This window comes from Bacteroides sp. 1_1_14, assembly GCF_000162515.1.
In the GTDB taxonomy this organism is placed as follows: Bacteria; Bacteroidota; Bacteroidia; order Bacteroidales; family Bacteroidaceae; genus Bacteroides; species Bacteroides thetaiotaomicron.
Genome location: NZ_GG774706.1, coordinates 7,980 through 31,994, shown reverse-complemented (window position 1 = coordinate 31,994; position 24,015 = coordinate 7,980). Strand labels below are relative to the sequence as shown.

Annotated in this window: 13 protein-coding genes and 2 pseudogenes; 8 read left to right on the top strand and 7 right to left on the bottom strand. The window is 47.0% G+C overall.

Annotation, left to right across the window (positions count from 1 at the left end):
• Positions 1-245 precede the first annotated feature (245 nt).
• Entirely contained in the window at positions 246-2,384 is a 2,139-nt protein-coding gene (locus HMPREF9007_RS12330; protein ID WP_008761699.1) for a TIM-barrel domain-containing protein, read from the top strand.
• Positions 2,385-2,724: 340 nt separating this feature from the next.
• Here the strand turns inward: HMPREF9007_RS12330 and HMPREF9007_RS12335 are convergent, their stop codons facing one another.
• The 6 genes and pseudogenes from HMPREF9007_RS12335 to HMPREF9007_RS12360 all read right to left on the bottom strand — a co-directional run bounded on the left by HMPREF9007_RS12335 (position 2,725) and on the right by HMPREF9007_RS12360 (position 14,951).
• Positions 2,725-5,229 (bottom strand): TIM-barrel domain-containing protein, encoded by a 2,505-nt coding sequence (locus HMPREF9007_RS12335; protein ID WP_008761698.1) that lies wholly within the window; start codon positions 5,227-5,229, stop codon positions 2,725-2,727.
• Between the two features lie 34 nt (positions 5,230-5,263).
• Positions 5,264-7,042, bottom strand: coding sequence for a glycoside hydrolase family 66 protein (locus HMPREF9007_RS12340; protein ID WP_008761697.1), 1,779 nt, complete (start codon positions 7,040-7,042; stop codon positions 5,264-5,266).
• Between the two features lie 13 nt (positions 7,043-7,055).
• Positions 7,056-8,569 (bottom strand): annotated as a pseudogene (locus HMPREF9007_RS12345) (SusF/SusE family outer membrane protein).
• Positions 8,570-8,605: 36 nt separating this feature from the next.
• On the bottom strand, positions 8,606-10,096 hold the full coding sequence (locus HMPREF9007_RS12350; protein ID WP_008761696.1) for a RagB/SusD family nutrient uptake outer membrane protein: 1,491 nt from the start codon (positions 10,094-10,096) through the stop codon (positions 8,606-8,608).
• 15 nt (positions 10,097-10,111) lie between these two features.
• Positions 10,112-13,111 (bottom strand): TonB-dependent receptor, encoded by a 3,000-nt coding sequence (locus tag HMPREF9007_RS12355; protein WP_128567854.1) that lies wholly within the window; start codon positions 13,109-13,111, stop codon positions 10,112-10,114.
• A 187-nt stretch (positions 13,112-13,298) separates the two neighbouring features.
• Entirely contained in the window at positions 13,299-14,951 is a 1,653-nt protein-coding gene (locus HMPREF9007_RS12360; protein WP_008761694.1) for a DUF6377 domain-containing protein, read from the bottom strand.
• A 244-nt stretch (positions 14,952-15,195) separates the two neighbouring features.
• Here HMPREF9007_RS12360 and HMPREF9007_RS12365 point away from each other — a divergent pair, with 244 nt between their 5' ends.
• The 7 genes and pseudogenes from HMPREF9007_RS12365 to HMPREF9007_RS12395 all read left to right on the top strand — a co-directional run bounded on the left by HMPREF9007_RS12365 (position 15,196) and on the right by HMPREF9007_RS12395 (position 23,635).
• Positions 15,196-16,602 (top strand): alpha/beta fold hydrolase, encoded by a 1,407-nt coding sequence (locus tag HMPREF9007_RS12365; protein WP_032850402.1) that lies wholly within the window; start codon positions 15,196-15,198, stop codon positions 16,600-16,602.
• A 124-nt stretch (positions 16,603-16,726) separates the two neighbouring features.
• Positions 16,727-17,869: an MFS transporter AraJ gene (gene araJ, locus HMPREF9007_RS12370; RefSeq protein ID WP_008761692.1), complete on the top strand. Its 1,143-nt coding sequence runs from the start codon at positions 16,727-16,729 to the stop codon at positions 17,867-17,869.
• Positions 17,870-18,575: 706 nt separating this feature from the next.
• Positions 18,576-19,679 (top strand): redox-regulated ATPase YchF, encoded by a 1,104-nt coding sequence (gene ychF, locus HMPREF9007_RS12375; protein WP_008761691.1) that lies wholly within the window; start codon positions 18,576-18,578, stop codon positions 19,677-19,679.
• Between the two features lie 50 nt (positions 19,680-19,729).
• Complete coding sequence (locus HMPREF9007_RS12380; protein WP_008761690.1) at positions 19,730-20,641, top strand: ketopantoate reductase family protein; 912 nt, start codon at positions 19,730-19,732, stop codon at positions 20,639-20,641.
• A gap of 26 nt (positions 20,642-20,667) precedes the next feature.
• Positions 20,668-21,514: pseudogene (gene lgt, locus HMPREF9007_RS12385) on the top strand (prolipoprotein diacylglyceryl transferase).
• Positions 21,511-22,155 carry a chloramphenicol acetyltransferase gene (locus HMPREF9007_RS12390; protein WP_008761689.1) on the top strand — a complete coding sequence of 215 codons (645 nt, stop codon included), beginning with the start codon at positions 21,511-21,513 and terminating at the stop codon, positions 22,153-22,155. The pseudogene lgt and the gene HMPREF9007_RS12390 overlap by 4 nt, the downstream one beginning before the upstream one ends.
• A gap of 67 nt (positions 22,156-22,222) precedes the next feature.
• The gene (locus HMPREF9007_RS12395) at positions 22,223-23,635 is read left to right on the top strand and encodes a hypothetical protein (RefSeq protein ID WP_008761688.1); all 1,413 of its coding nucleotides are present in this window, start codon (positions 22,223-22,225) and stop codon (positions 23,633-23,635) included.
• Positions 23,636-23,787: 152 nt separating this feature from the next.
• On the opposite strand, the gene HMPREF9007_RS12400 is transcribed toward HMPREF9007_RS12395, so the two are convergent.
• Positions 23,788-24,015: transposase (locus HMPREF9007_RS12400; RefSeq protein ID WP_277754669.1), on the bottom strand; the 228-nt coding region annotated here is incomplete at its 5' end.

The window sequence follows — 24,015 nt, the reverse complement described above, 5'->3', positions numbered from 1 at the left end:
TCTTAAACAAGGACAAATATAAAACCTTATTTTTAGAATCACGGTCAAAAAAAGAAGATATTAATATCTCCCGTCACAAACATTAATATATGTCGTGACAGGTCACTTTATCTGACTTCTCAGGTATTAATACTTGATACCGCATCTGTTTTATTCCTATATTTGCAATATTCTTTTATTGCATTTTAGTGGAAAATCGCATTTCAGAAGTCTATTTTAATATAACCATGATAAAATAAACTATAATGAGAAAACTATTACTCAACCTTTTTCTATCCACAGTAGGTCTCCTGTTTGCCGGGCAAGCATCCGCTCAAGAAGAAATTGCTCCGGGAATCATCAAGCTGCAAGCGGGAGAAATTGACACTTTTACCCCTTATTCCTTATTCGGCGGGAAACCTGCCGTAGAAGCAATGAAACAACTCCCGACTGCAAAGCCGCCCTTCAGCCCCGACGAAGTGCAAATAAAGATAACCGACCGTGGCTGTCTGATCGAAGTCCCTCTGGAGGACAACGAACAAATATACGGTTTCGGACTTCAATTCGAAACTTTCGGTCAGCGTGGCCTGCGCAAGCGCCCGATAGTAAACGACAATCCACTGAACGGACTCGGATATACACATGCTCCGCAGACATTCTACGTCTCTACCAAAGGGTACGGTATTCTGGTCAACACGGCACGGTATACCACTTTCCTATGCGGCTCCAATCAGAAAACCGAGCATAGTCGTCAACTGCAAGCGGAAGAAAGAAAACACATTGCTACCACCACAGAAGACTTGTATAAGAACAGAAGCAACGGAAATAAAGTCCATATCGACGTACCCGGCGCCAAAGGCATTGAGGTATTTATCATCACCGGACCGGAAGTGCTGGATGTAGTCAAGAGATACAACCTCCTCTCCGGCGGCGGATGTCTTCCTCCGATGTGGGGACTCGGATTCAAATACCGTGTCAAAGGAGATGCGACGCAAGACTCCGTCATGCGTTTTGCCAACTATTTCCGCGAGAAACAGATTCCGTGCGACGTACTGGGACTCGAACCGGGATGGCAGACGGCCACTTACTCCTGTTCTTATCGCTGGAGCGACGACCGTTTTCCAAGGCACAAAGAAATGCTGGACCAGTTGCAGCAGAAAGGATACAAAGTAAACCTGTGGGAACATGCGTATGTTCATCCTTCTTCCCCTATCCGGAAGGCGCTGGAACCTTACTCAGGCGATTTCCTTGTATGGAACGGACTGGTACCGGACTTCATCCAGCCGGAAGCACACAAAATATTTACCGATTACCACCGCACACTGATAGAAGAAGGCATCTCCGGCTTCAAACTGGACGAATGTGACAACTCGAACATATCCTTTGCTTCCGCCACATGGTGCTTCCCGGATATGGCACAGTTCCCTTCGGGCATCGACGGAGAAAAGATGCACCAGGTATTCGGTTCCCTTTATGTGAATGCGATGGACAGTATCTATCGTGAAAAGAATACCCGCACCTATCAGGATTACCGGTCGTCCGGTATGTTCATGTCTTCACGCAACGCCGTACTTTATAGTGATACATACGATCCCAAAGAGTACATTCAGGCACTTTGCAACTCGGCATTCGGAGGACTGTTGTGGTGTCCTGAAGTGCGTGAGGCACATTCTGCCGAAGATTTCTTCCATCGTCTGCAAACGGTGATTCTTTCTCCGCAGGCTATGGTCAATGCATGGTATCTGCAATACGCTCCGTGGCTGCAATTCGACCGTGGAAAGAACGAACGTGGCGAGTTCCTGCCGGAAGCAAAGAGGTATGAAGAATATGCCCGCACACTGATTAATCTGCGTATGCAGCTGATTCCTTATCTGTACAGTGCTTTTTATACATATTATAAAGAAGGTGTACCTCCTTTCCGTCCGTTATTGATGGATTATCCCAAAGATGAACGTTTGCGCACTATCAGTGACCAGTATATGATGGGAGACGGATTGATGGCTGCCCCTTTATACCAGAACAAGAAAACGAGAACGGTCTACTTCCCCGAAGGAACATGGTACAACTTCAATACCAATGAGAAATATGAAGGCAACCGTGAATATGAGATTACGACGGAATTAGATCAGTTGCCACTCTACGTCCGCCAGGGAACGTTATTGCCATTGGCCGCACCTGTCCCCTATGTAGATGCTCAAACCGTATTCGATCTGCATTGCAAAGTATACGGCGCTCCTTCGGCAACGTTCCTCCTTCTCGAAGATGACGGTATAAGTTACGATTTCCAAAAAGGACAATTCAACGAAGTAACGCTGGAAGCCGCAAAAGGAAAGGTAAAACTTAAAAGAACAAAAGAATACAAGCAGAAAAGATATCAACTGACAGATTACGAGTTCATCAATTGATTTCTTAATTAGTTTCACTGCTTGAAACTAGAGTTTCATCAGTGAGAAACTGTAGTTCCAAAGGCTTGAAACCAAAAGTTCCAAGCGTATGAAACTATAGTTTCAAGTAATGGGAACCAAAGTTTCAAGCAATGGGAACTGTAGTTTCATACCTTAAAACAAACTCGGCTTATTAATAGCTGAAATGAATGACAGCGTGACGGCAAATCTTTCCGTCACGCTACTGTCACAGGTTGCTGTCACGGTCTTATGATTTAATTATCAGACTATTGTCACAGGTTTAGTGACAGATGACAGCAATTTTTCAAATTTATATCTTTATGTAGGCATTGAGTTCAAGTCATAAACGCAGGGAAATCCGACTTTCTTCCCCTCGGTCCGGCATACGAAGGCTGCAAATACCGGTCGCCTTATCCCAACTCCACACCATACTTTCAGTGTCATCGTCCGGATTCTCTTCCAGACGTTCCGGCTTCACCTTCTTTACTTTCTTACCTTGCACGGTAACTCCTTTGGGAGCCGTCTTCAGATACATACGGAAAATAAAGTTTCGGGGAGCGGGCACTGCATACCCTTTTCCTTCACGGGCACCAACCGAAAGAAGATAACCACCCTCCTCCGTCCGGAAGCGAACGGGAGTTTTGGCAAACTCATCCCGTTGATAGCCGAGGTCTTCTCCCTCATCTTCGTACAAAGTGAACGAGGCCTCCTCTCCTTTTGGTGCCGGAAATACTTCAAAGATCAGCGGATAGACCGGTTTCTCATGCGTGTAGTTCATCACCGGCATAGTGGGGATGATGGAACCCTGCTTTACAAACATCGGGATGCACGACAAGGGAGCTTCCACGGTAGTCCACTGTTCTCCGGTATAGACTGTTTGTTTATTGTTGTAGTCAATCCAAGTGCCTTCGGGCAGATAGACATTCTTCGTACGTGCCCCCTTCTTCACCACCGGAGCTACCAGCAGCTCTTGTCCGAACAAGAACTGGCCATCGGTAGAGAACGTTTCCATATCCATCGGATATTCCAAAAAGAGAGGACGCATGATGGGCAATCCCGTATCATGAGCTTCGCGGGCATACGTATAGATATAAGGCAATAAACGATATTTCAGTTCGATGGCCTCCTTCGCGTTCTTTTCCGCTTCCGGACCGAAGAGCCACGGTTCTACCGGATTATCCCCCTCATGATGAATACGGCTCAAAGGATTGAATGCACCGAACTGTATCCATCGGGTATAAAGTTCCGCCATGGATGGATAGTCTTCGATGTCTCCGCAATACCCCGTAATGTCACAGGTAGTAAACGGAATCACTCCCAGCCCTGCGGAAAGAATCACCGGAATCTGATTGGCCAGTTGCCCCCAGCCCTGCAATACATCGTCTCCATTTCCGCAATCTCCCGTCCAACCGAACGTATAACGCTGCAATCCCGCATAAGCGGCACGGGTCATCTGGAAGACGCGACGGTTCGGATTCCGTTTCTCGAACTGCTCTTTGACCACTTTATCCCAAGTCAGTCCGTAGACATTATGGATTTCGTCGTGCATCCCCAGATGATGTTTCATCACAAGGCGTTCGGTCTGCTCTTCGTTGCTCCATGCGGGTTCTCCCATATCCGTCCAGAAGCCGGAGATGCCATCGTCAATGGGTTTCTGCTGATAGGTTCCCCACCAGTCGGCTACGGCAGGTAAGGTAAAATCCACTACCCCACAATTTCCGCCCCAAGGCCACGGCATGTCATAACTCTTCCCGTTCGTGCTGTCCTTGACAAAATATCCCAGACGGTCCGCTTCCTCCCATTGCTTCTTGTTGGCTTGCGAGATGACCGGGTCTTGCGATACGACTACCTTGAATCCCATTGCTTTCAGGTCGGCAAGCATCTTTTTCGGATGCCCGTAGTTGCCCTTCCGCCATTCGAAGTCCTGTAGATGTTCCGTCCAGCCGATGTCCTGATAGATAATATCACAGGGGATGCCGCGTGTCCGGTAGCCTTCGGCTATTTCGCGGCTCAGTTTCTCGCTTGTCAGCAGGCCACGGCATTGCGCAAAGCCCAATGCCCATTTCGGAGGCATGATAGGTTTGCCCGTCAGTCCTACATACTGACTCAGGATTTCCTTATAGTCCTTGCCGAAGATGAAGTAGTAAATCATCTCCCCGTCCGGCGCCTCGAAGCTGTAATAATCACGGCTTTCCGTTCCGAACTTAAATTCTGTCTTATACGTATTATCAAGGAAAATACCATACCGGTAACTGCTCATAAAGAAAGGGATGCTCTTGTAAAGAGGGTCTTCCACCACACTGTAACAAGGTTTATCGCTGTTCCACATCTTGTAAGATTCTCCTCTGCGGTCCATCTTGCCGGTCTTCTCCCCAAGCCCGAAGAAATGCTCGTCACGGCGAAGCGTTTTATATTCCACCTTCTTCGTACCTTCGCTTACGTGTCCTTTATCGGCATAGTCACTGAAGAGGAGTTTCTGATATTTGTCGAATATCTGGATGCTCATCGGCGACTTGTTCACCCGTATGCGCAGCTTCGAGGTAAATATCTCATAGCAGGCGGCCTGTTCGTCCACATGAACCGTTCCCACATCTTCCAGTTCTTCATTGATCACGGCAAAGGAAGCGTTTCTCCGTTGCAGCTTCCCGTCCGGCGAGAACCAGATTCTTACCACGGAAGGACTGCAAAGTTGCAGTTGCAGCGCGGCACTGTCCGCCAGGTGAAAAGTCACCTGACGTCCCTGCTGCGTAAAAGAGGTACATATACTTTTTGCGTTTTCTGCCCAGACCAACGCCGGAAACATCAGACACAACATCCACACCCCAAACTTATATCTAATCTTCATACCTATCGTTTTTAGTTATTCCGTTGCAACTGCCTTATTCAGCTACAATCATTGTCCAGTATTTCAAGGCAGGCAGTGTGAAGGAAACTACCCCGTTCTCCTGCGTAAACGCCAGTTCCTGCAAGGCTCCTCCGTGTACGTCCGGCGATGCCACCCACAATTTATTCACTTTGGCGGGCAGGTTCATCTGCAAGGCCGCTTTCGTGATCAGGGCAGGTTCGGGCATGGTGCCGTCCACGTCCCGCCAGCTAAGGCTGTTCGCCTGCGAGAAGTTAAGCAGATGCACTACTTGCTTGCCGTCTACCTGCTTGGCGTAGGTAGTGACCGACCCCAACTTTGGAGGCCATACGTTGAGTTTCATTTCTCCGTTGGTACAGTTCATAGTGATACTGTTCTCCGTTCCGCCATCGCGGAGCAGGTTCTGATAAGACGTGAGGAAGTCGTAGTAGTGAACCATTGCCGTTTTCAGTTCCTCGCTCATCGTCAGGTTGTCGTTCGGGAAATATTCTTTGCACAGCATATGGTCACCACCCAGTTCGAGATGCGAGCCACCCAAAGCGAACATCACCGCATCCGTCAGCAGGATGCCCGCTGTATTGAACTCTCCCCGATGATCTGCCTTATTATAGTTCATGTAGGCAGCGAAAACCGTATTCAGCTGATTATTGCCATACACTCCGTTTTCATACAGGACGGCTTTCAGATGGGTAAAGTCCGCCTCATCCGCCCACATCTCATTATAGAAGAAATCTACTTTGCCGGTTTCTCCGATCTGACGGGCACCGTAGCGACTTACGGCATTCATCACCAGACTTTTGTCGGGATGCGCCTGCTTCATGGCTTCGATAAAAGAAGCATATCCTTCGCGGAGGTTGACCGGTGTACCGTTGTAGTTGTAAAGCGTTCCCCGCTTGCCCAACTGGTCGATCTGATAGCCGTCGAAGGCGAAGTTCGCATACACGTCGTCATTCCGTTCCGCCATATATTGCTGCCATTCCTTGTCGGAAGGATCTACCAGATAGATATTGCTCTTCCATCCGCTTGGCAGGTCGTGACTGTCTTTCGTGGTATGCGAAGCGTCCTTAAACAGATACCATTCTTCTTTCACCCCGTCGGAAGCCGCATCCTTCAATGCCCCGAAACAAAGATTATAGAACATGGACTTCATTCCAAAATGTTGTTGTGCCTTGATATAATTCTTCACAGAGCTTGTATGGACAGGGCGGTTCGCAATGTCGAGATATTCCTCGTCCAACTGCGTGCGTGTGCCGCCCAGCGGCCAATGATGTTTATTGTGCCAGTCCTGAAACTGTACCCAGTTGATGTGATGGCGGTTCAGATAAGCCATCTCTTCCAGTGTTTTCTCTTCTGTCTTGTCTCCGTCGAAATCTGCCACGAAGCCATATCGGGGGAACCGTGCCGGATGGCTGGATACATCTACCGCAATCGTACCGACGATGACGTCCGTACCGTTTTCCTGCCGGTAAAGTTCTGCCATGTATCCTTTGAAATCGGTGGAAGGAGCCTTCCATGTCCAGTTCGTACCGCTGACCGGTTCTTCTCCGACTATTTCTCCCGAAAGGCGATAGCGGACCTTTGTTCCGGCAGGCAAGGCATCGGCGGCAGTGAAAGTCACTGTCTCGTTCGGTTTATAAAAAGCCTTGTCAGTTGTCAGTTCCACACATAAGTCCGATGTCACCGGAGTTACTTCGGTCACACTGCCCGACGCTCCTCCGTTCTGTGGGTTCGATTCATGATCGTCGCTGCAAGACAGACACAGGAAGGCAGCCACCAAATATATTATCTTCTTCATCTTGAATACTTGTTTATTGTTTTACAATCGAAATCGTTTCTTTCAACTGGTCAATCGTAATCCGATACGAGCCAGCTTCCTGAATATTCCATTTATTGTCCAGACTGCCGAGGTCTGTATCCGGATACATATTCTTCAGTTCCGCATCCGTTTTACTGGTAAATAAGGCTGTCTCCACTTCACCGGTCGGTGCCTTTCCGCTCTTGTCCGCCATCAGCCAGTCTCCGTTCCAGTCGGACTGCTTGTCGCAGGAGATCTTCATCTCCCCTGTATTCAGTGTACCGCTCCAGGTAAAGATGTAAGGGCTGTCGACACTTTTAGCCATCGGGGTGGCGTTGTCGATGCTCCATCCGTTCGGAGTGGCATCGCCTACCAGATACAGTCCTTCGTAGGGGTAAACGGACGCATCAGCATCTTTTCCTTTCCCTTGGCTGTGAGGAACAGCACTTTATAGGCCTTGCCGCATTCGCTTTCCTTCATTTGCCATTTATTGTCTTCACCTCCCAATACAACTGAAGTGGAAGTATACGGAGCGTTCCCTTCGGTGGGATGGAAGAAAGCATCCGACTGACCGAAGTCCGTCACGGAAGTAAACTTAAAATCACCGTCCGCCTTCCACGGAATCACGGCACCATAATGGAACAGATTCATCTGAACGGCATCTTTAGACAGTGCCTCGAATCCCCAGCCATTGTCGCCGGTAAAGGAGCCGACAATATAGAATTCTTCAAAGCGCCATCCGATGTTTTCCGTTTCGGTCATGGTCATTGTCAGGTCGAGCAGGTCTACCTTGACTATATAGGTCGCTTCCTTGCTGACTGTAAACGGTTCGTCCGGTTCGTCGCCCGATGTGCGGTAGATAAGCCGTAGTTCTTCTCCGGCAGCGGCATCCCGGTTGTAGGACGGAAGAAATTCTCCCAATGTCGTTATAAACTTGAATACACCGGTATTCAGCTTTCCTGTCCACGTAAACTGTCCGTTGTCCGTGCGCTCCATAGGCGTCGCTTGATCGGCGCTCCATCCGTTAGGGGCAGCTTCTCCGATGAGGTAAAGCGTCGGAGTAACCGGTTGATAAGTAGTCACATCCAGCGCAACTGTGGCACGCTGCTCCTTTTCTTCCATTCCGGCAACAGTAGCGGTAATGCGTGCTTCCAGCGATACTTTTTCGGCATAGCCGACGCCTAGCTGCGTGTTCAGAAACTGATTGAGTTCTTCCGTTTTCTTCGTCCACTGATAAGTTCCCGTTCCTAAATCTACGGAATAGGCACGGGCGAAGTCGGTTCCCGCCTTGGCTATTTCCAGTGTATAAGAGATGCGGTTCCCGCTTCCGTAGTTCGTTCCCGTAGTCCATGAAAGCGTTAACGCCTCCTGACTGTGATTCTTTTCGTTCAATACGATCTCCTGCTGATTCACCGAAAGAATTAGCGTATCATGTCCCTTGTCCGTCTCCATATAATCCTCGGCGCAGGAAACCATCGCTCCGCCGATGAAAAGAGAGCACAACATCTGATATATATATTTCTTCATCATATGATCTGTCTAAATGAATGATTGTAAAAGCGATTAATAACCGGGATTCTGAGTCATCAGATTGTTAGAGTCCATCTCTGTCTGCGGGATGGGCAGCAGCAGACGTTCCTTCGTCACCTGATTCTTGCCGATGGATTTCAGGAACTCAATCGCATAGTTACCATTATTGATGCGAATCATATCAAACCAGCGATGTCCCTCAAAAGCAAGTTCCATCCGACGTTCGTGAATAATCTTTTCCCGCATTGTTTCCTGATTCAAGGTAGTCGGTACATCCGCCAGTCCGGCACGCTGACGGACGATATTCAGAGGTGCGGCAGCCTGGTCGGGATGTCCCAGTTCGTTCAGGGCTTCCGCCTTCTTCAACAGGACATCCGCATAACGGTATACCACGAAGTTATTCGGGTTGGTATTATATTCCGGCGAAACGGTCTTCGACACAAGGAACTTCCGGACGTTGTAACCTGTACCCGACCATGAACGTCTGTATTCCATGCCGTCGAAAGCAGGACAGCCTTGATATAACACGGTCACATCTTTGCGCAAATCGCCCGCTTCGTACTCTTTGATAAATTCTTCCGTAGGCAGATTCCATCCGTAAGCGCCTGCCACCATACCGGAGTTGCGGGGTCCCATGAAGGTCGACAGCCAGGAAGACTGGTTGTCCCCTCCCCAGAAATCGTATTCCGTACTGCCGGAGTATTGTACTTCGAAAAGGGATTCCGCACCGTTATTGATCGTAGCATCGAAATTATCGGCATACTTGCACTGAGACAAATCATATCCCATCGCAGTAATCTGGTCGCACAACGTAACAACTTCATTGTAATAATCCCGATGATTGGGCGCCAGCGTCAGGTAAATATCTGCCAGCATAGCCATCGCCGCCTCTTTGCAGGCACGTCCCTTGTCATTTTCTCCGTAACTGCTCTTTGGGGGAAGCATATCCACCGCATTCTTACAGTCCGATAGAATCTGCGCATATACCTCATCCACCGTATTGCGGGCAATATCCGTCGACTGTCCCGGCTCAAAGGGCTGTAACCGCAAAGGTACGCCACCATAAAGGCGGACGAGGATATAGTAGTAATGAGCACGCAGGAAATATGCCTCACCCATGCAACGGTCTTTTATCTCATCGGAGATGGCAGCCGAAGGCAGATTGGAAAGCACGATATTACAACGTCCGATGCCTACCCACGGAGAACGCCATACGTACAGGGCAAAACCGTTGTCGCTCTGCGCTATAAAGTTAGCCGCCTGAACAGTTTCCAGTCCGTCGGTTCCTCCCCCGGCGCCTACCTCGCTGTTGCCGGCAAGGATGTCGAGGCTCCACAGGCGCTGATTATACATATTGGACGACTGCAACGTCTTATAGCAGGCAGTAGTCAGTGCTACGGCAATCTCATTGGTCACTTCCGATTCGGGGTCCACACCGTATTTGGGGTACTTATCCAGAAAATCACTGCACGATGTCAAGGCAAGTACGACAAGTATCATTATAAAAGTCAGTTTCTTTTTCATTTTCTTCCTCCTGATTTAAAAGTTAAAGTTCAAGCCCATACTGAATGTACGCGAGATAGGGTAACGGCTGCTGTCTATACCGTTGACATCCACCTCGGGGTCGAAGCCCGAATATCCGGTGATAGTCGCCACATTCTCGCAAGAGAAGGAGATACGGGCGTTTTCCAGTTGAATCTTTTGCAACCACTTTTTAGGCAGTGTATACGAAAGGGTGATATTTTTCAGACGGAGATACGAGCCGTTTTCCACAAATCGGTCGGATACGCGGCAGTTCTGGTTCGGGTCGCCCCAGATGGCACGCGGCATGGAGTAGCTTGTGCCTTCTCCTGTCCAGCGGTTCAGTACGGCTGTGGTCTGGTTGTAGGCGGCAGCCATTCCTTCGTTGTCCACATTGTTGGCATTATAAATCTTGTTGCCTGCCACTCCTTGCAGGAAAACAGAGAGTTCCCATCCTTTGTAAGATAGGTTGTTGGAGAGTGAGAAGAACCAGTTCGGATTCGGATTGCCAAGGATCGTACGGTCTTCGTCGTTAATCACTCCGTCGTTGTTCAAGTCTCTGAAGCGGATGTCCCCCGGAGCTGCGCCCGGCTGGGTGGCGTGGCGGTTGACTTCTCCCCAGTTCTGGAAAAGACCGTCGGTAACGTATCCATAGAAAACGTTGATCGGGTAACCGGCTTTCAGCATGGTCACGTATGAATTGCCTATCTGGTTGATAAACATCGGAGTTTCGCTGTTCAGGTCCAGAATCTCATTTTTATTGTAGGTAGCCGTTAAAGCGGATTCCCAGGAGAAGATGCCTTTCAGGTTGATGGTACGCAATGTCATTTCCACTCCTTTGTTGCGCATCTTGCCGGCATTGGTGAAAGTCTCGGTAGTATCTTCAAAGCCCGAAGTGATGGGGATGGAAGCCTTCACCAGCATATCGTTCGTATTCTTGATATAAGCATCCAGTGAAAGGCTGACACGCGAATCGAACAGGCTCATGTCCACTCCGAAGTTGGCCTGGCGCACTTCTTCCCAATGGATGTTCGGATTGGAGAGAGTGGTAGATACCAAAGCAGTGGAGTTATTGTTTCCGAAAGGATAGACACCCGTGTTGTAGGAAGCGACAAAGCCGTAGTTACCGATTTCCTGATTACCGGTCACACCGTATCCGACACGCAGTTTGAGATCGTTCATCAGGGAGTTATCTTTCGGGAACCAGTCTTCCTGAGAGACACGCCAAGCCAGAGATACGGAAGGGAATGTTCCCCATCGGTTGTTCTTACCAAAGCGGGAAGAGCCGTCACGACGTACGGTAGCTGTCAGCAGGTATTTGTCTTCGTATGAGTAGTTGAGACGTGCCATCAGTGAGAGCAGTGCCCAGTCGCTCTGGCTGCCGCCAAGGCTGTACATCTTTTCTCCGTTGTCCATCTCATGGATATTGTCGAACATGAAGATGTTTTTCTGTGCGTTCAGATAGTCGTAGTTGTTCCACTGTGCGGAAGAACCTGCCATCACACCTACACGGTGCTTCTTTGCAAAAGTATGATCGAATACGAAGTAGTTGTCCCACAGGTAGGTGAATGATTTGTTGTCGCTTTTGTAGCGGGAAGATTCTTCTACCGGATTCGGTTTCCAGTCGTATGCCGGAGTAAAGTTGTCGGCAAACCAGAACTTGGCGTCATAGCCGAAGGTACTTTTCAGTTTCAGCCATTTAGTGAAGGTGATCTCTCCAGTGATGTTTGCGAGGAAGTTATATCCTTTCGTCTCGTTAGTCATCATGTGAAGCGTACCGATCGGATTGCGGATACTTCCGTACCATTGCGCCTCCTGTCCGGGACCGCTCCAACTGCCGTCGTCATTCTTCACCGGTTGGGTGGGAAGGGCTTTCATCGCATCACCGATACTGTATGTTCCTCCTTCTTTTACATCTGTGCTGAATGTCAGGTTGGTGGTGAATTTCAGCCATTTGTTGACTTGGGCGTCACTGTTCGCCTGAAAATTGAAACGGCGATAATTGACACTCTTCACAATGCCGGACTGATCGAGAAAACCGCCGGATACATAATAATGCGCCTTTTCCGTACCGCCGGAATAGCTAACCGAATAACTCTGCTTCACTCCCGTGCGCAGCATCTCGTCGAGCCAGTTGGTTCCTTTTCCCAATGAAGAAGGGTCTGCCCAGTAAGGGTTGGTGTTATCGTCATTGTTTGAGAGCATATCATTGCTCAATGCTGCATATTGGGCGGCATTCAGCATATCAGGCACTTTAGTTGCATTCTGTATCGCCCAGTTCGCATTGACCGTTACCTTTCCGGCGCCTTCGGCACCGCGTTTACTGGTAATCATCACTACACCGTTGGCACCGCGCGAACCGTAGATGGCAGTTGCCGAAGCATCTTTCAGCACGTCTACCCGTTCCACATCGGCCATATTCAGAGAAGACAGGCCTAAGTCGGTAGGGATTCCGTCGATCACCACCAGCGGGTTGCTGTTGTTGATCGTGCCCAGACCACGGATTTTAATGGTTACATTGTCCCCCGGTTTGCCGGCATCGATAATTTGCACGCCGGATACTTTTCCCTGCATTGCCTGACCGATATTGGCTACCGGAGAGTCCTTGATATCTTTGACTCCTACGGAAGATACGGCGCCGGTCAGGTCACTCTTTTTCATCGTTCCGTAACCTACTACAACAACTTCGTCCAATACTTCGGTATCTTCCTGCAAGGTTACTTTCAGTGCGGTTTTTCCGTTCACCGAAACAGTCTGCGTCTTATAGCCGACAAAAGAAATGGTCAATGTGCTGTTAGCAGAAACATTTAATGAGAAGTTACCGTCGATATCGGTAATCGTGCCGTTCGTGGACTTGCCTTCTATCACACTGGCACCGATCACCGGTTCGCCCGTGGCGTCCACTACATGTCCTTTTACTGTAATCTGCTGTGCGAATGCACTAAGAGATAGTAACAAGCCCCACATTATTAATAGGAGGCGATGTTCAAAGCCTTTCGACTTTATACTCTGTTCCATGTACATCAATTTAAAGTTAATATTAGGATTACTTTTTGTTTTCACTGAAACAAAAGTATCCACAATTAAATGCGCTTCTTTTGCCAGATAGCAAAAATATAGTGGTTTATACAGCACAATACAGTATAAAACACTAATAATAAGAATATTACAGAATAGTAACCGTGCTAAAAAAGTAGTGGATTTCTTACTCTTCCACCTTCCCTATTTTCATTACTTTAGCCTCAAACTCATCCCGTTCGCCGAGTGCTTTGTTGCGGACACGTGTCCGGTAATTATAAATAGTGGTCACAGAGTAGCGGAGGAACTGGGCGATCTTGGTACTATCCGTAATCCCCAGACGGATCAGGGCAAAGATACGAAGTTCGGTATTCAGCAGTTCACCCTGCTTGGGCTGCATCGGTTCGACAAGCAACGCATTAAATTCTTCCACAAAGTTGGGGAAGAGTTGCAGGAAGGTCATATCGAAGTTTGCGTAGAAGTCTTTCAGCTCTTCTTCGAGGAATTGGGAGGATTTAATAGCTTTATACAACTCTTCTACTCTGCCGGCAGCCGCAATCTTATTCAGAGAACGACGGTATAAGTCCATCTTATCCAAATAGGTGGAACACTGGTCCATGTATCGGCCGATGTATTCCTCTTTAATATAGTTAGCTTCCGAAAGGGTATGGTTCATCTCTTTCAGTTGCGAATTGGAGTCATGAAGCTCACCGTTCAGCTCTTGCAGAAGCGTATTCGTGTCAATCACTTCCCGACGGGCAGCAGCCACTTTCTTCATCTGCTTGTAAACGAAGAATATAGCCACCAGCAGAAAGACTGAAAGCAGACTGATACAGATCAAAGATATCTTCATTTCCTGTTGCTGCCGCTTGGTTTTCAGTTGGTAAGCCTGATCGATGATGGGGAAGACTTGTGAGATTTCCAGGGTACGAAGGCGGGCATTGCAGAGCGTAGCATCTTCGAGCGAGCATTTCAGATAGTTGTATGCACGATCAATGTCTCCGTCTTCATATACAAGAGAGGCGAGTTTCCGTAAGGAAACATATTCTTTGACTGCCGATTTTAAATCAGCGATGGCCGAGAGAGCCAGAAAGTGTTTCTGCCCTTTCTTGTCTCCTTTGAGGCGATAGGCTTCTGATAAGGTATAAGTAATCATCGCCTTGGAATGATCGTCCAGAGAGGGTTTCCGGTAGAAGTCGGTCAGCATGGTTATTGCCTGGTCATATTGGGCGTGTACGGTGCATTTGTCGGCCATCACCAGCACATGGCCCAATGAGTCGGAGGCATTAGTCTGTAAAAGGGAATCCCGATACAGGTCCGTCATCCGGTAATACTCTTTTTTCTCCTTCTCGGTGACGGCATAATCTCCCATCAACCCGTAAATAGTACGATACAAGTGGTAATAATAGGGATAGAGATAATCAGACAGGGTTTTCTTGTCTATCTGTCCCAACTGTTCCAGAGCTTCCTTGTACATTCCGGTGGTTCCCATCACCTCTGCCATATTCATGGCGGCATCATCCAGATAATCCTGTTTGTTCAAATGAGAAGCCAGTTCCTGCTTCCGCTGTGCATATACATACGAAGAGTCCAAATTATAAGCCCGATATTCGTCGAAAAGCCTGCCGCAAAATCCATAACGCTGCTCATCGGAGGTAGCCTCGGACAGCAACTTCTTCAAATCGGAGATACGTGCTTCTTTTTCTGCACCGTAAGTCTGACGGTTCCTGATAATTCCGTCAATCTCACGAAGCAGCATATCTGTACTCTTATCATCATTTCTTGCGCAAAGCAAACAGGGAAGAACAATTGTCACGAAAATCAAAATAATCTTTCTCATAGCGCCATATGTATTATATCTGCAAAGATAAAAGTCTTTCAGAAACCGACATTATTTCTACGGAATATTATTGCGAATATCCGGAAAAATGGCTCCTTTATGAAAATGGCGGTTCATGCCACTGAATATATCCACAAAAAAAGAAGTTATCTAATATAAAAGCATATCTTTGTCATCAAAGAAAGGCATTTAATGCTACATCTCTGATCTGCAAATGTCATTTATAAACCCAAATTTCATTCCTATGAAAACTTCAAAACGTTGTTTCATGCTCATCGCTTTCATCGGCTTTTTAATCGAACTGACAGTTCCTTCACATCTTTCCGCACAAGACATTTCGGGTACATGGCATGGCAAACTCTCCCTTCCTGCCGGTTCGTTAACCATTGTATTCCATATCAAACATACGGAACAGGGGACTTATGTGACAACTCTTGACAGCCCCGATCAGGGAACCAAAGATATAAAAACGAAAATAACTTCTTTTCAAGACTCTACACTGACTGTTCAGATACCGATTATCCATGCCTCTTATAAAGGAAAACTGAATGCCGACCAAACCATTACCGGCACATTCACACAAGGAATGCCCCTCCCATTGAATCTGACGAAAGGAGAGTTTAGCGGGCCTAAACGCCCGCAGGAGCCTCAGCCGCCTTTTCCTTATAAGGTCGAGGAAGTCAGCGTAAAAAATACGCAGGACGGAATCACTCTGGCAGGCACATTAACCCTTCCGGAGAAAGGGAATAAATTTCCGGCTGTAGTATTGGTTACGGGAAGTGGTGCTCAAAACAGAGATGAAGAAATTATGGGGCATAAACCATTTCTTGTTATCGCCGATTATCTGACACGTAACGGAATTGCCGTACTAAGATGCGATGATCGTGGCACAGTCGCTTCGCAAGGAGATTATGCAAGTGCTACCAACGAAGATTTCGCAAAAGATACGGAAGCAGCGCTGAACTATCTACGCAGCAGAAAAGAAATTAATACCCGGAAAATCGGCATTATCGGACATAGCTGCGGTGGAACAATCGCATTTGATATTGCCGCCAAAGACTCCAACATTTCATTTATCATATCATTGGCAGGAGCTGCCGTGCGAGGTGACAGCTTGATGCTTAAACAAGTTGAATTGATTTCCAAGTCCCAAGGGATGCCCGATCCGGTGTGGCAGACAATGAAACCGTCCGTTCGCCACAGATACTCTTTATTACAGCAAACGGACAAGTCGGCGGATGAAATCAGAAAAGAAGTTTACGCTGATGTTACCAGAACCATGTCTGCCGAACAGTTGAAAGACCTGAATACCGTACAACAACTATCTGCCCAAATAAACTCCATGACTTCACCGTGGTATCTCCACTTTATGAGATACGATCCGACTGCAAGTCTGAAAAAAATAAAGTGCCCGGTTTTAGCATTAAACGGAGAAAAAGACATTCAAGTAGATGCCGATATGAATCTGACTGCTATCAGGCAACACATCAGCGAGAACGGAAACAAGAATGTGACAATCAAAGTCTATCCAAAACTGAACCACCTGTTTCAAACTTGTGAGAAAGGAACTTTAGCCGAATACGGACAATTGGAAGAGACAATAAATCCGGAAGTCCTGAAAGACATGACTGAGTGGATAAAGAAGCAATAAATTGACTTAAATCAAAATCGTTCCTGACGAACTCATTCTGAGAGATTTTGTTTTACCTTTGCACCCCGTAAAAATACGCTAAATAAAGAAGGTAAAAAGTAACAGGCATCAGGTTAGGTTTCGTATGAAGAAAAGTCTTATTGCATTGGCATTCGGTACCCTCGGATTGGGTATCGCCGAGTTCGTGATGATGGGTATACTGCCCGATGTAGCCAGAGATTTAAAGATTAGCATCCCTGCTGCCGGACATTTCATTTCCGCCTACGCACTAGGCGTTTGTGTCGGCGCCCCTGTATTGACATTAGCACGTAAATATCCATTAAAACATATATTGCTGGTATTAGTCACTCTGATTATGGTAGGCAATATCTGTGCGGCATTATCACCTAACTACTGGATGCTGCTTATCTCCCGCTTCATCTCCGGACTCCCTCACGGAGCCTATTTCGGGGTCGGTTCTATCGTTGCGGAAAGACTTGCCGATAAAGGCAAAAGTTCAGAGGCTGTCTCCATCATGATAGCCGGAATGACCATCGCCAACCTGTTCGGCGTACCGCTGGGAACTTCTTTAAGCACCATGCTTTCGTGGCGGGCTACCTTCCTGCTGGTAGGACTTTGGGGAATCGTCATTCTGTATTACATCTGGCGTTGGGTTCCTCAGGTAGAAGGGCTGAAAGATACCGGTTTCAAAGGACAGTTCCGCTTTCTCAAAACTCCGGCTCCCTGGCTCATTCTGGGTGCTACGGCATTAGGTAATGGCGGTGTATTCTGCTGGTATAGCTATATCAATCCAATGCTCACTCATGTCTCCGGTTTCTCTGCCGAAAGTATCACCCCGCTGATGATTCTTGCCGGATTCGGTATGGTCATGGGAAATCTGATCAGCGGGCGGCTCTCCGACCGTTACACTCCCGGAAAGGTAGGAACTGCCGCACAAGCACTGATCTGCCTGATGCTATTGCTTATCTTCTTCCTCTCTCCCTACAAATGGGCGGCTGCGCTATTGATGTGCCTCTGCACCGCAGGACTGTTTGCCGTATCCAGTCCGGAACAGATATTGATAATCCGTGTAGCCAAAGGAGGCGAAATGCTCGGAGCTGCCTGTGTACAGGTAGCGTTCAATCTGGGAAATGCCATCGGAGCTTACGCAGGAGGGCTGGCAGTCAGCAGCGGCTACCGTTATCCCGCCCTGACGGGTGTTCCGTTCGCACTGATCGGCTTCATCCTATTCCTGATCTTTTATAAGAAGTATCAAGCCAAATACTAAAGTAACTCCTATAAGAACGAATAACGCAATAAACAAAGCAAACAGGGAACTGCCTTTCAGTATGAAAGCATATTGACGTTTCTGCTGACAGATACATTTTCAGAAGAATGCCAGCCAGCTCTCAAAGCAATAAAACAATGTATCAATATGCAGACTATCTGCATATCCTTTCGATTATATTGGAAGATTATGCAAAAGGGTCGCTACTTAACATGCAGAACATTAATACCCAACCTGCAGAACATTAATGTCTGACATGTCAGCTAACCTTATCCAACGTGTTGGTCATATATATCCAACGTGTCAGTCAGCCTTATCCAACGCATCAAGCCTTCATATTTGACAAGATGGACATTACTTTCTAATTATTAGTATTGTAAAGATTCAGATACCGCCCTATTTATGAACGAAATACAGATTTTCATTCGCATATTTTCCCCCACTCCCGCCGTCGGGCAGGAAAAACGAATTCTAAGGAGACTAAAAATTCATTTTGTCAATTTGCTCAAAACCTTTTTCCAGCCAGCACAATTATCAGAAAAAGACAGAAAGTGCACCAAGTTTCCCTCATTAGCTCAAAAAATGATTATCTTTGCAAACTAAAATGAGCAGGCTGGCAATCAAAACTGTTTTTATCGGGAGATTAGCGCCAAATCGCTGCTCACATGATATGATTCATTGATAATAAAAGAAATAATAGATTAATATGGCATTGCAATGTGGTATTGTCGGACTTCCGAACGTAGGTAAATCGACACTTTTCAACTGTTTGTCAAACGCAAAAGCGCAAGCGGCAAACTTCCCCTTCTGTACAATCGAACCGAATGTAGGCGTAATCACCGTTCCCGACGAACGTCTGAACGCACTGGCAGAACTGGTACATCCCCAACGGATTGTCCCCACGACTGTAGAAATCGTAGACATCGCCGGACTGGTGAAAGGTGCAAGCAAAGGCGAAGGGCTGGGAAACAAATTCCTCGCCAATATCCGCGAAACAGACGCAATCATCCATGTACTCCGCTGCTTCGACGATGACAACGTGACTCATGTAGACGGAAGCGTAAACCCCGTCCGAGACAAAGAGATCATCGACTACGAACTTCAGCTGAAAGACCTGGAAACCATCGAAAGCCGCATCCAGAAAGTACAGAAACAAGCTCAGACCGGTGGCGACAAGGCTGCAAAGCAGGCTTATGACGTACTCGTTCAATACAAGGATGCACTGGAACAAGGCAAATCCGCCCGCACCGTCACTTTCGAAACGAAAGACGAACAAAAGATCGCTCACGAACTCTTCCTGTTGACCAGCAAACCCGTGATGTACGTCTGCAACGTAGACGAAGCAAGTGCGGTAAACGGCAACAAATACGTAGACATGGTGCGTGAAGCCGTGAAAGATGAAAACGCACAGATACTCATTGTCGCTGCAAAGACCGAAGCAGACATCGCCGAACTGGAAACATACGAAGACCGTCAGATGTTCCTTGCCGAAGTAGGGCTGGAAGAATCGGGCGTCGCACGTCTTATCAAGTCAGCTTACAAACTGCTGAACCTCGAAACCTACTTCACAGCCGGCGTACAAGAAGTACGTGCATGGACTTACGAGAAAGGATGGAAAGCTCCGCAATGCGCAGGCGTCATCCATACCGATTTTGAGAAAGGATTTATCCGTGCGGAAGTAATCAAATACGATGATTATATCCAGTACGGCTCCGAAGCGGCTGTCAAGGAAGCCGGAAAACTCGGTGTGGAAGGAAAAGAATATGTGGTGCAGGACGGCGACATCATGCACTTCCGCTTCAATGTGTGATTATCGGTAATCACTAACGACTTATTAATTATCACATAAGCATCAATGACATGAAATATCTCATAGCAGGAACCGGTGGAGTAGGCGGCAGTATAGCAGGCTTTCTGTCGCTTGCAGGAAAAGATGTAACTTGTATTGCCCGTGGAGCTCATTTGCAGTCAATACAAACCAATGGTCTGAAATTGAAATCGGATCTGAAGGGTGAACATACGCTTCAGATTAAGGCTACGACGGCCGAAGAGTTCAAAGGAAAAGCGGATGTGATCTTCGTCTGCGTGAAAGGATATTCCGTCGATTCGATTACCGAACTCATCAAAAGGGCATCGCATGAGAAGACAGTTGTCATCCCTATCCTGAATGTTTACGGGACAGGACCACGCATTCAGCGTCTCGTTCCGGGTGTAACGGTGCTCGATGGTTGCATCTACATCGTAGGCTTTGTTTCCGGCACGGGAGAGATCACCCAGATGGGGAAAATCTTCCGTCTGGTGTATGGTGCCCACAAAGGGACACAGGTGACTCCCGCCATCTTGGAAGCTATTCAGAAAGACCTTCAGGAAAGTGGAATCAAAGCTGAGATTTCTCCGGACATCAATCGAGATACATTCGTCAAATGGTCGTTCATCTCGGCAATGGCGGTCACTGGTGCTTACTATGATGTATCGATGGGTGAAGTTCAGAAGGCGGGGAAAGTACGTGATACGTTCATCGGCCTTTCTACTGAGAGTGCCGCACTGGGACGTAAGTTGGGAGTGGAATTTCCCGAAGACCCCGTCAGCTACAATTTGAAAGTCATTGATAAACTCGATCCCGACAGTACCGCATCCATGCAAAAGGACTTGGCACGGGGACATGAATCGGAAATACAAGGTTTGCTGTTTGACATGATTGCAGCAGCCGAGGAGCAAGGTATCGACATACCAACTTACCGGATGGTTGCCGAAAAATTCACAAAACACTAATTACAAACCGTAAACCGTTATCCAACATGAATACCCTTTTATTATCAATCAACTGGAATCCGAATCCCGAACTATTCAACCTGTTCGGCATTTCTATCCGTTACTACGGATTATTGTGGGCAGTAGGAATCTTCTTTGCTTACATCATTGTCCATTACCAGTTTCGCGACAAAAAAAATAGACGAGAAGAAATTCGATCCCCTCTTCTTTTATTGTTTCTTCGGTATTCTGATTGGAGCACGTCTGGGGCACTGCCTGTTCTACGATCCGGGACAGTACCTGACCAGCGGAAAGGGATTTGTGGAAATGCTTCTGCCGATCAAGTTCCTGGCAGGCGGCGGATGGAAATTCACCGGTTATGAAGGACTTGCCAGTCACGGAGGTACGCTCGGATTGATGATCGCCCTTTGGCTGTATTGTCGCAAGACGAAACTTCATTATATGGATGTGGTGGACATGATTGCCGTCGCTACTCCGATCACTGCCTGTTTCATCCGTCTGGCGAATCTGATGAACTCCGAAATTATCGGTAACCCGACCAATGTACCCTGGGCGTTCGTATTCGAACGGGTAGACATGCTCCCCCGCCATCCGGGACAGCTCTATGAAGCGATAGCTTATCTGATCCTGTTCTTCATCATGATCTATCTTTATAAGAATTACAGCAAGAAACTGCATCGTGGATTCTTCTTCGGACTCTGTCTGGCTTATATCTTTACCTTCCGTTTCTTTATCGAATTCGTGAAGCAGAACCAGGAAGCATTCGAAGACAACATGATGTTCAACATGGGACAATGGCTGAGCGTTCCTTTCATCATCATCGGTTTCTACTTCATGTTCTTCTATGACCGGAAGAAGGTAGCAAAGAAATGAAACAAATCATAGATATAGAAAACTGGGAGCGGAAGGAGAATTTCAACTTCTTCCGCCACTTCCAGAATCCCCAATTATCCATTACCTCCGAAGTAGAGTGCGGAGGAGCCAGGCAACGTGCCAAAGCGGCCGGACAGTCTTTCTTTCTCCATTATCTTTATGCTGTGCTGCGTGCAGCCAACGAAATACCGGAGTTTCGTTACCGCATCGATCCGGACGGACGTGTAGTGCTCTATGACACCATAGATATGCTGTCTCCCATCAAGATAAAAGAGAACGGCAAGTTCTTCACCACCCGTTTCCCTTACCACAACGATTTCGACACTTTCTATCAGGAAGCAAGGCTAATTATCGACGCCATCCCCGAAGACGGTGATCCGTATGCAGCAGAAAACGGAGAAGTAGCCGACGGAGATTACGGACTGATTCTGTTAAGTGCGACTCCCGACCTGTATTTTACTTCCATCACCGGCACACAGGAGAAGAGAAGCGGCAATAACTACCCGTTGCTGAATGCCGGAAAAGCCATCATAAGGGAAGGCAAACTGGTGATGCCTATCGCGATGACGATTCATCACGGATTTATTGACGGGCATCATCTTTCCTTGTTTTATAAGAAGGTAGAAGAGTTTCTGAAATAATAGTGCTGTTCAAATCGTATTTTCTCATTCCTTTTATCTACCTTTAGCGCGACTAAATGATAAAAATATGAGCACAAAAACACTATTCAAACTACTATGGGTACCTTTCGTCACATCCGTATTCGCAAGTTGCAGTGACAAAGAAGAATTACCTTACACTCCTCCGGAGGAAACGAATGACAGTTACATAAGCCCTGCCGTACCACAAGGTAATAGCTGGCCTGAAGCCTCCATGTCACTTACACAGCCTTTTCTGGGTGCCGGATATGATATTATGGGCAGCTACATAGACAATAATTCGGTAAAAGAACCAGTGCTCGATCTGAGCAAGATAGATAATGAAAAGATTAGCAATCTGGTAGGTTCGAGCGGGGTAGGAGACAGCTTCATTGGTCGTGATATGAAAGAGTTTCTTCGGTCAATCACAGAATATAAGAAATTTGTGGTGCCGGCGGAAAACAAAGATGATTTGCTGTTCACCGCTACCATTACCGGTCATACTTATTTTCAGAAACCTTATGATTATTCATCCCAATACACATTTGCATTTGGTAGTTCAGGAGCTAACGGAGTGATTCAAAGATTACTCACTCTGAATGCGGATTGGTCCAACTGGCTGGCCGATGATTTCCGGCAAGAGCTGGAAGATGCGTCACCTGAAACAATCATAGAACTATTTGGTACTCATATATTGGTGAACACTCATTTAGGTTATACAAGCAAAACCCTCTATCGCAGCATCGTAGCGGATGATGAAGAGAACTTATTGAGAACCGCAAATACAGGGATGGGCGCACATCAGAGCAGCATTATTAAGCATCCCAATGTTTCCATCACTTATCCCGAAGAAACAGTAAAAAAGAACTATGGGGGAACAATTGTAGTGTCATTGCAAGGAGCTGATTACAAAGTCTTTGATCAGCTGACAGGCGATCCGATGGATATCAGCCCCTGGATACAATCTGCCAATGAAAAGAATCGCGCCTTAACTACTCTGACCGGTGAAGACCTTATCCCCATCTATGAGGTAATAGCCGACCCCATAAAGAAACAGCAAATAAAAGAAGCGGTAATAGCCCATATCAAAAGGCACCAACTGTCCTTACAACAAACGGCTCCCATCTTTCAGGCAAGTGACGGGCACTATCACCGCTACTATACCTCTTATAAGGAGTTAACCGCAAAGGCCGATATCTGTCAAGGCGTGATAGGAAGCGTATTTATCAGACACGAACCGGGTACAGTACCGCTTTACCTGTCTTCCGACGGAAAGAATCACCGTTTGACATTAGAACCGGCACCGAACGGAGACGGAACAATCATAGGGTATGTCTATGAAAAGGAGAGCGATGACTTAAACTGTATCTACGAAATATCGGATGGAAAAAACTTTGCCTATACCACGGAAGAGAAGGACGCCTATGGAGACAAAGGCACATGGAAGCCAACCGGTCTCTCTTTTTATACAAAGAAGGTATAAGCATAAGGCCATACCATTATAACTTACAACATAAGAAGTCTATAGTATCTTCGTTGGGGCTGACTAAAAGTCGTTAGTATCGGGGCTGTGTCAAAACTAAGGCACATCCCCTTCTTTTTTTTAATATAAAATAGTCATTCCTCTTTTTTTGTCTATGCGACTATTTTTTCAGTAATTAGGTAATAAGGCTTAATATTCGTCGTATTTTGAGTCACACGTGGTCTGATAAAGATAAATATAGTGTGTGCACTCCTTCTCTTTCCTGCTTTTAGTAGTTTTGTACACATCTTTTTGATATTAAAAGCTATAGCAAAGAAGGCAAAGTCCATTGTAACCTTGTCTTCTCCCACATGCCGGAACCTTTTGTATGCCATGTTGTG

Coding starts and splice junctions, on each gene's coding strand:
- HMPREF9007_RS12360 (WP_008761694.1), bottom strand. CDS start 14,951: ATGAGAAAGATTATTTTGATTTTCGTGACAATTGTTCTTCCCTGTTTG.
- HMPREF9007_RS12365 (WP_032850402.1), top strand. CDS start 15,196: ATGAAAACTTCAAAACGTTGTTTCATGCTCATCGCTTTCATCGGCTTT.
- HMPREF9007_RS12340 (WP_008761697.1), bottom strand. CDS start 7,042: ATGAAGAAGATAATATATTTGGTGGCTGCCTTCCTGTGTCTGTCTTGC.
- HMPREF9007_RS12330 (WP_008761699.1), top strand. CDS start 246: ATGAGAAAACTATTACTCAACCTTTTTCTATCCACAGTAGGTCTCCTG.
- HMPREF9007_RS12380 (WP_008761690.1), top strand. CDS start 19,730: ATGAAATATCTCATAGCAGGAACCGGTGGAGTAGGCGGCAGTATAGCA.
- HMPREF9007_RS12395 (WP_008761688.1), top strand. CDS start 22,223: ATGAGCACAAAAACACTATTCAAACTACTATGGGTACCTTTCGTCACA.
- HMPREF9007_RS12355 (WP_128567854.1), bottom strand. CDS start 13,111: ATGGAACAGAGTATAAAGTCGAAAGGCTTTGAACATCGCCTCCTATTA.
- HMPREF9007_RS12335 (WP_008761698.1), bottom strand. CDS start 5,229: ATGAAGATTAGATATAAGTTTGGGGTGTGGATGTTGTGTCTGATGTTT.
- HMPREF9007_RS12390 (WP_008761689.1), top strand. CDS start 21,511: ATGAAACAAATCATAGATATAGAAAACTGGGAGCGGAAGGAGAATTTC.
- ychF (WP_008761691.1), top strand. CDS start 18,576: ATGGCATTGCAATGTGGTATTGTCGGACTTCCGAACGTAGGTAAATCG.
- HMPREF9007_RS12350 (WP_008761696.1), bottom strand. CDS start 10,096: ATGAAAAAGAAACTGACTTTTATAATGATACTTGTCGTACTTGCCTTG.
- araJ (WP_008761692.1), top strand. CDS start 16,727: ATGAAGAAAAGTCTTATTGCATTGGCATTCGGTACCCTCGGATTGGGT.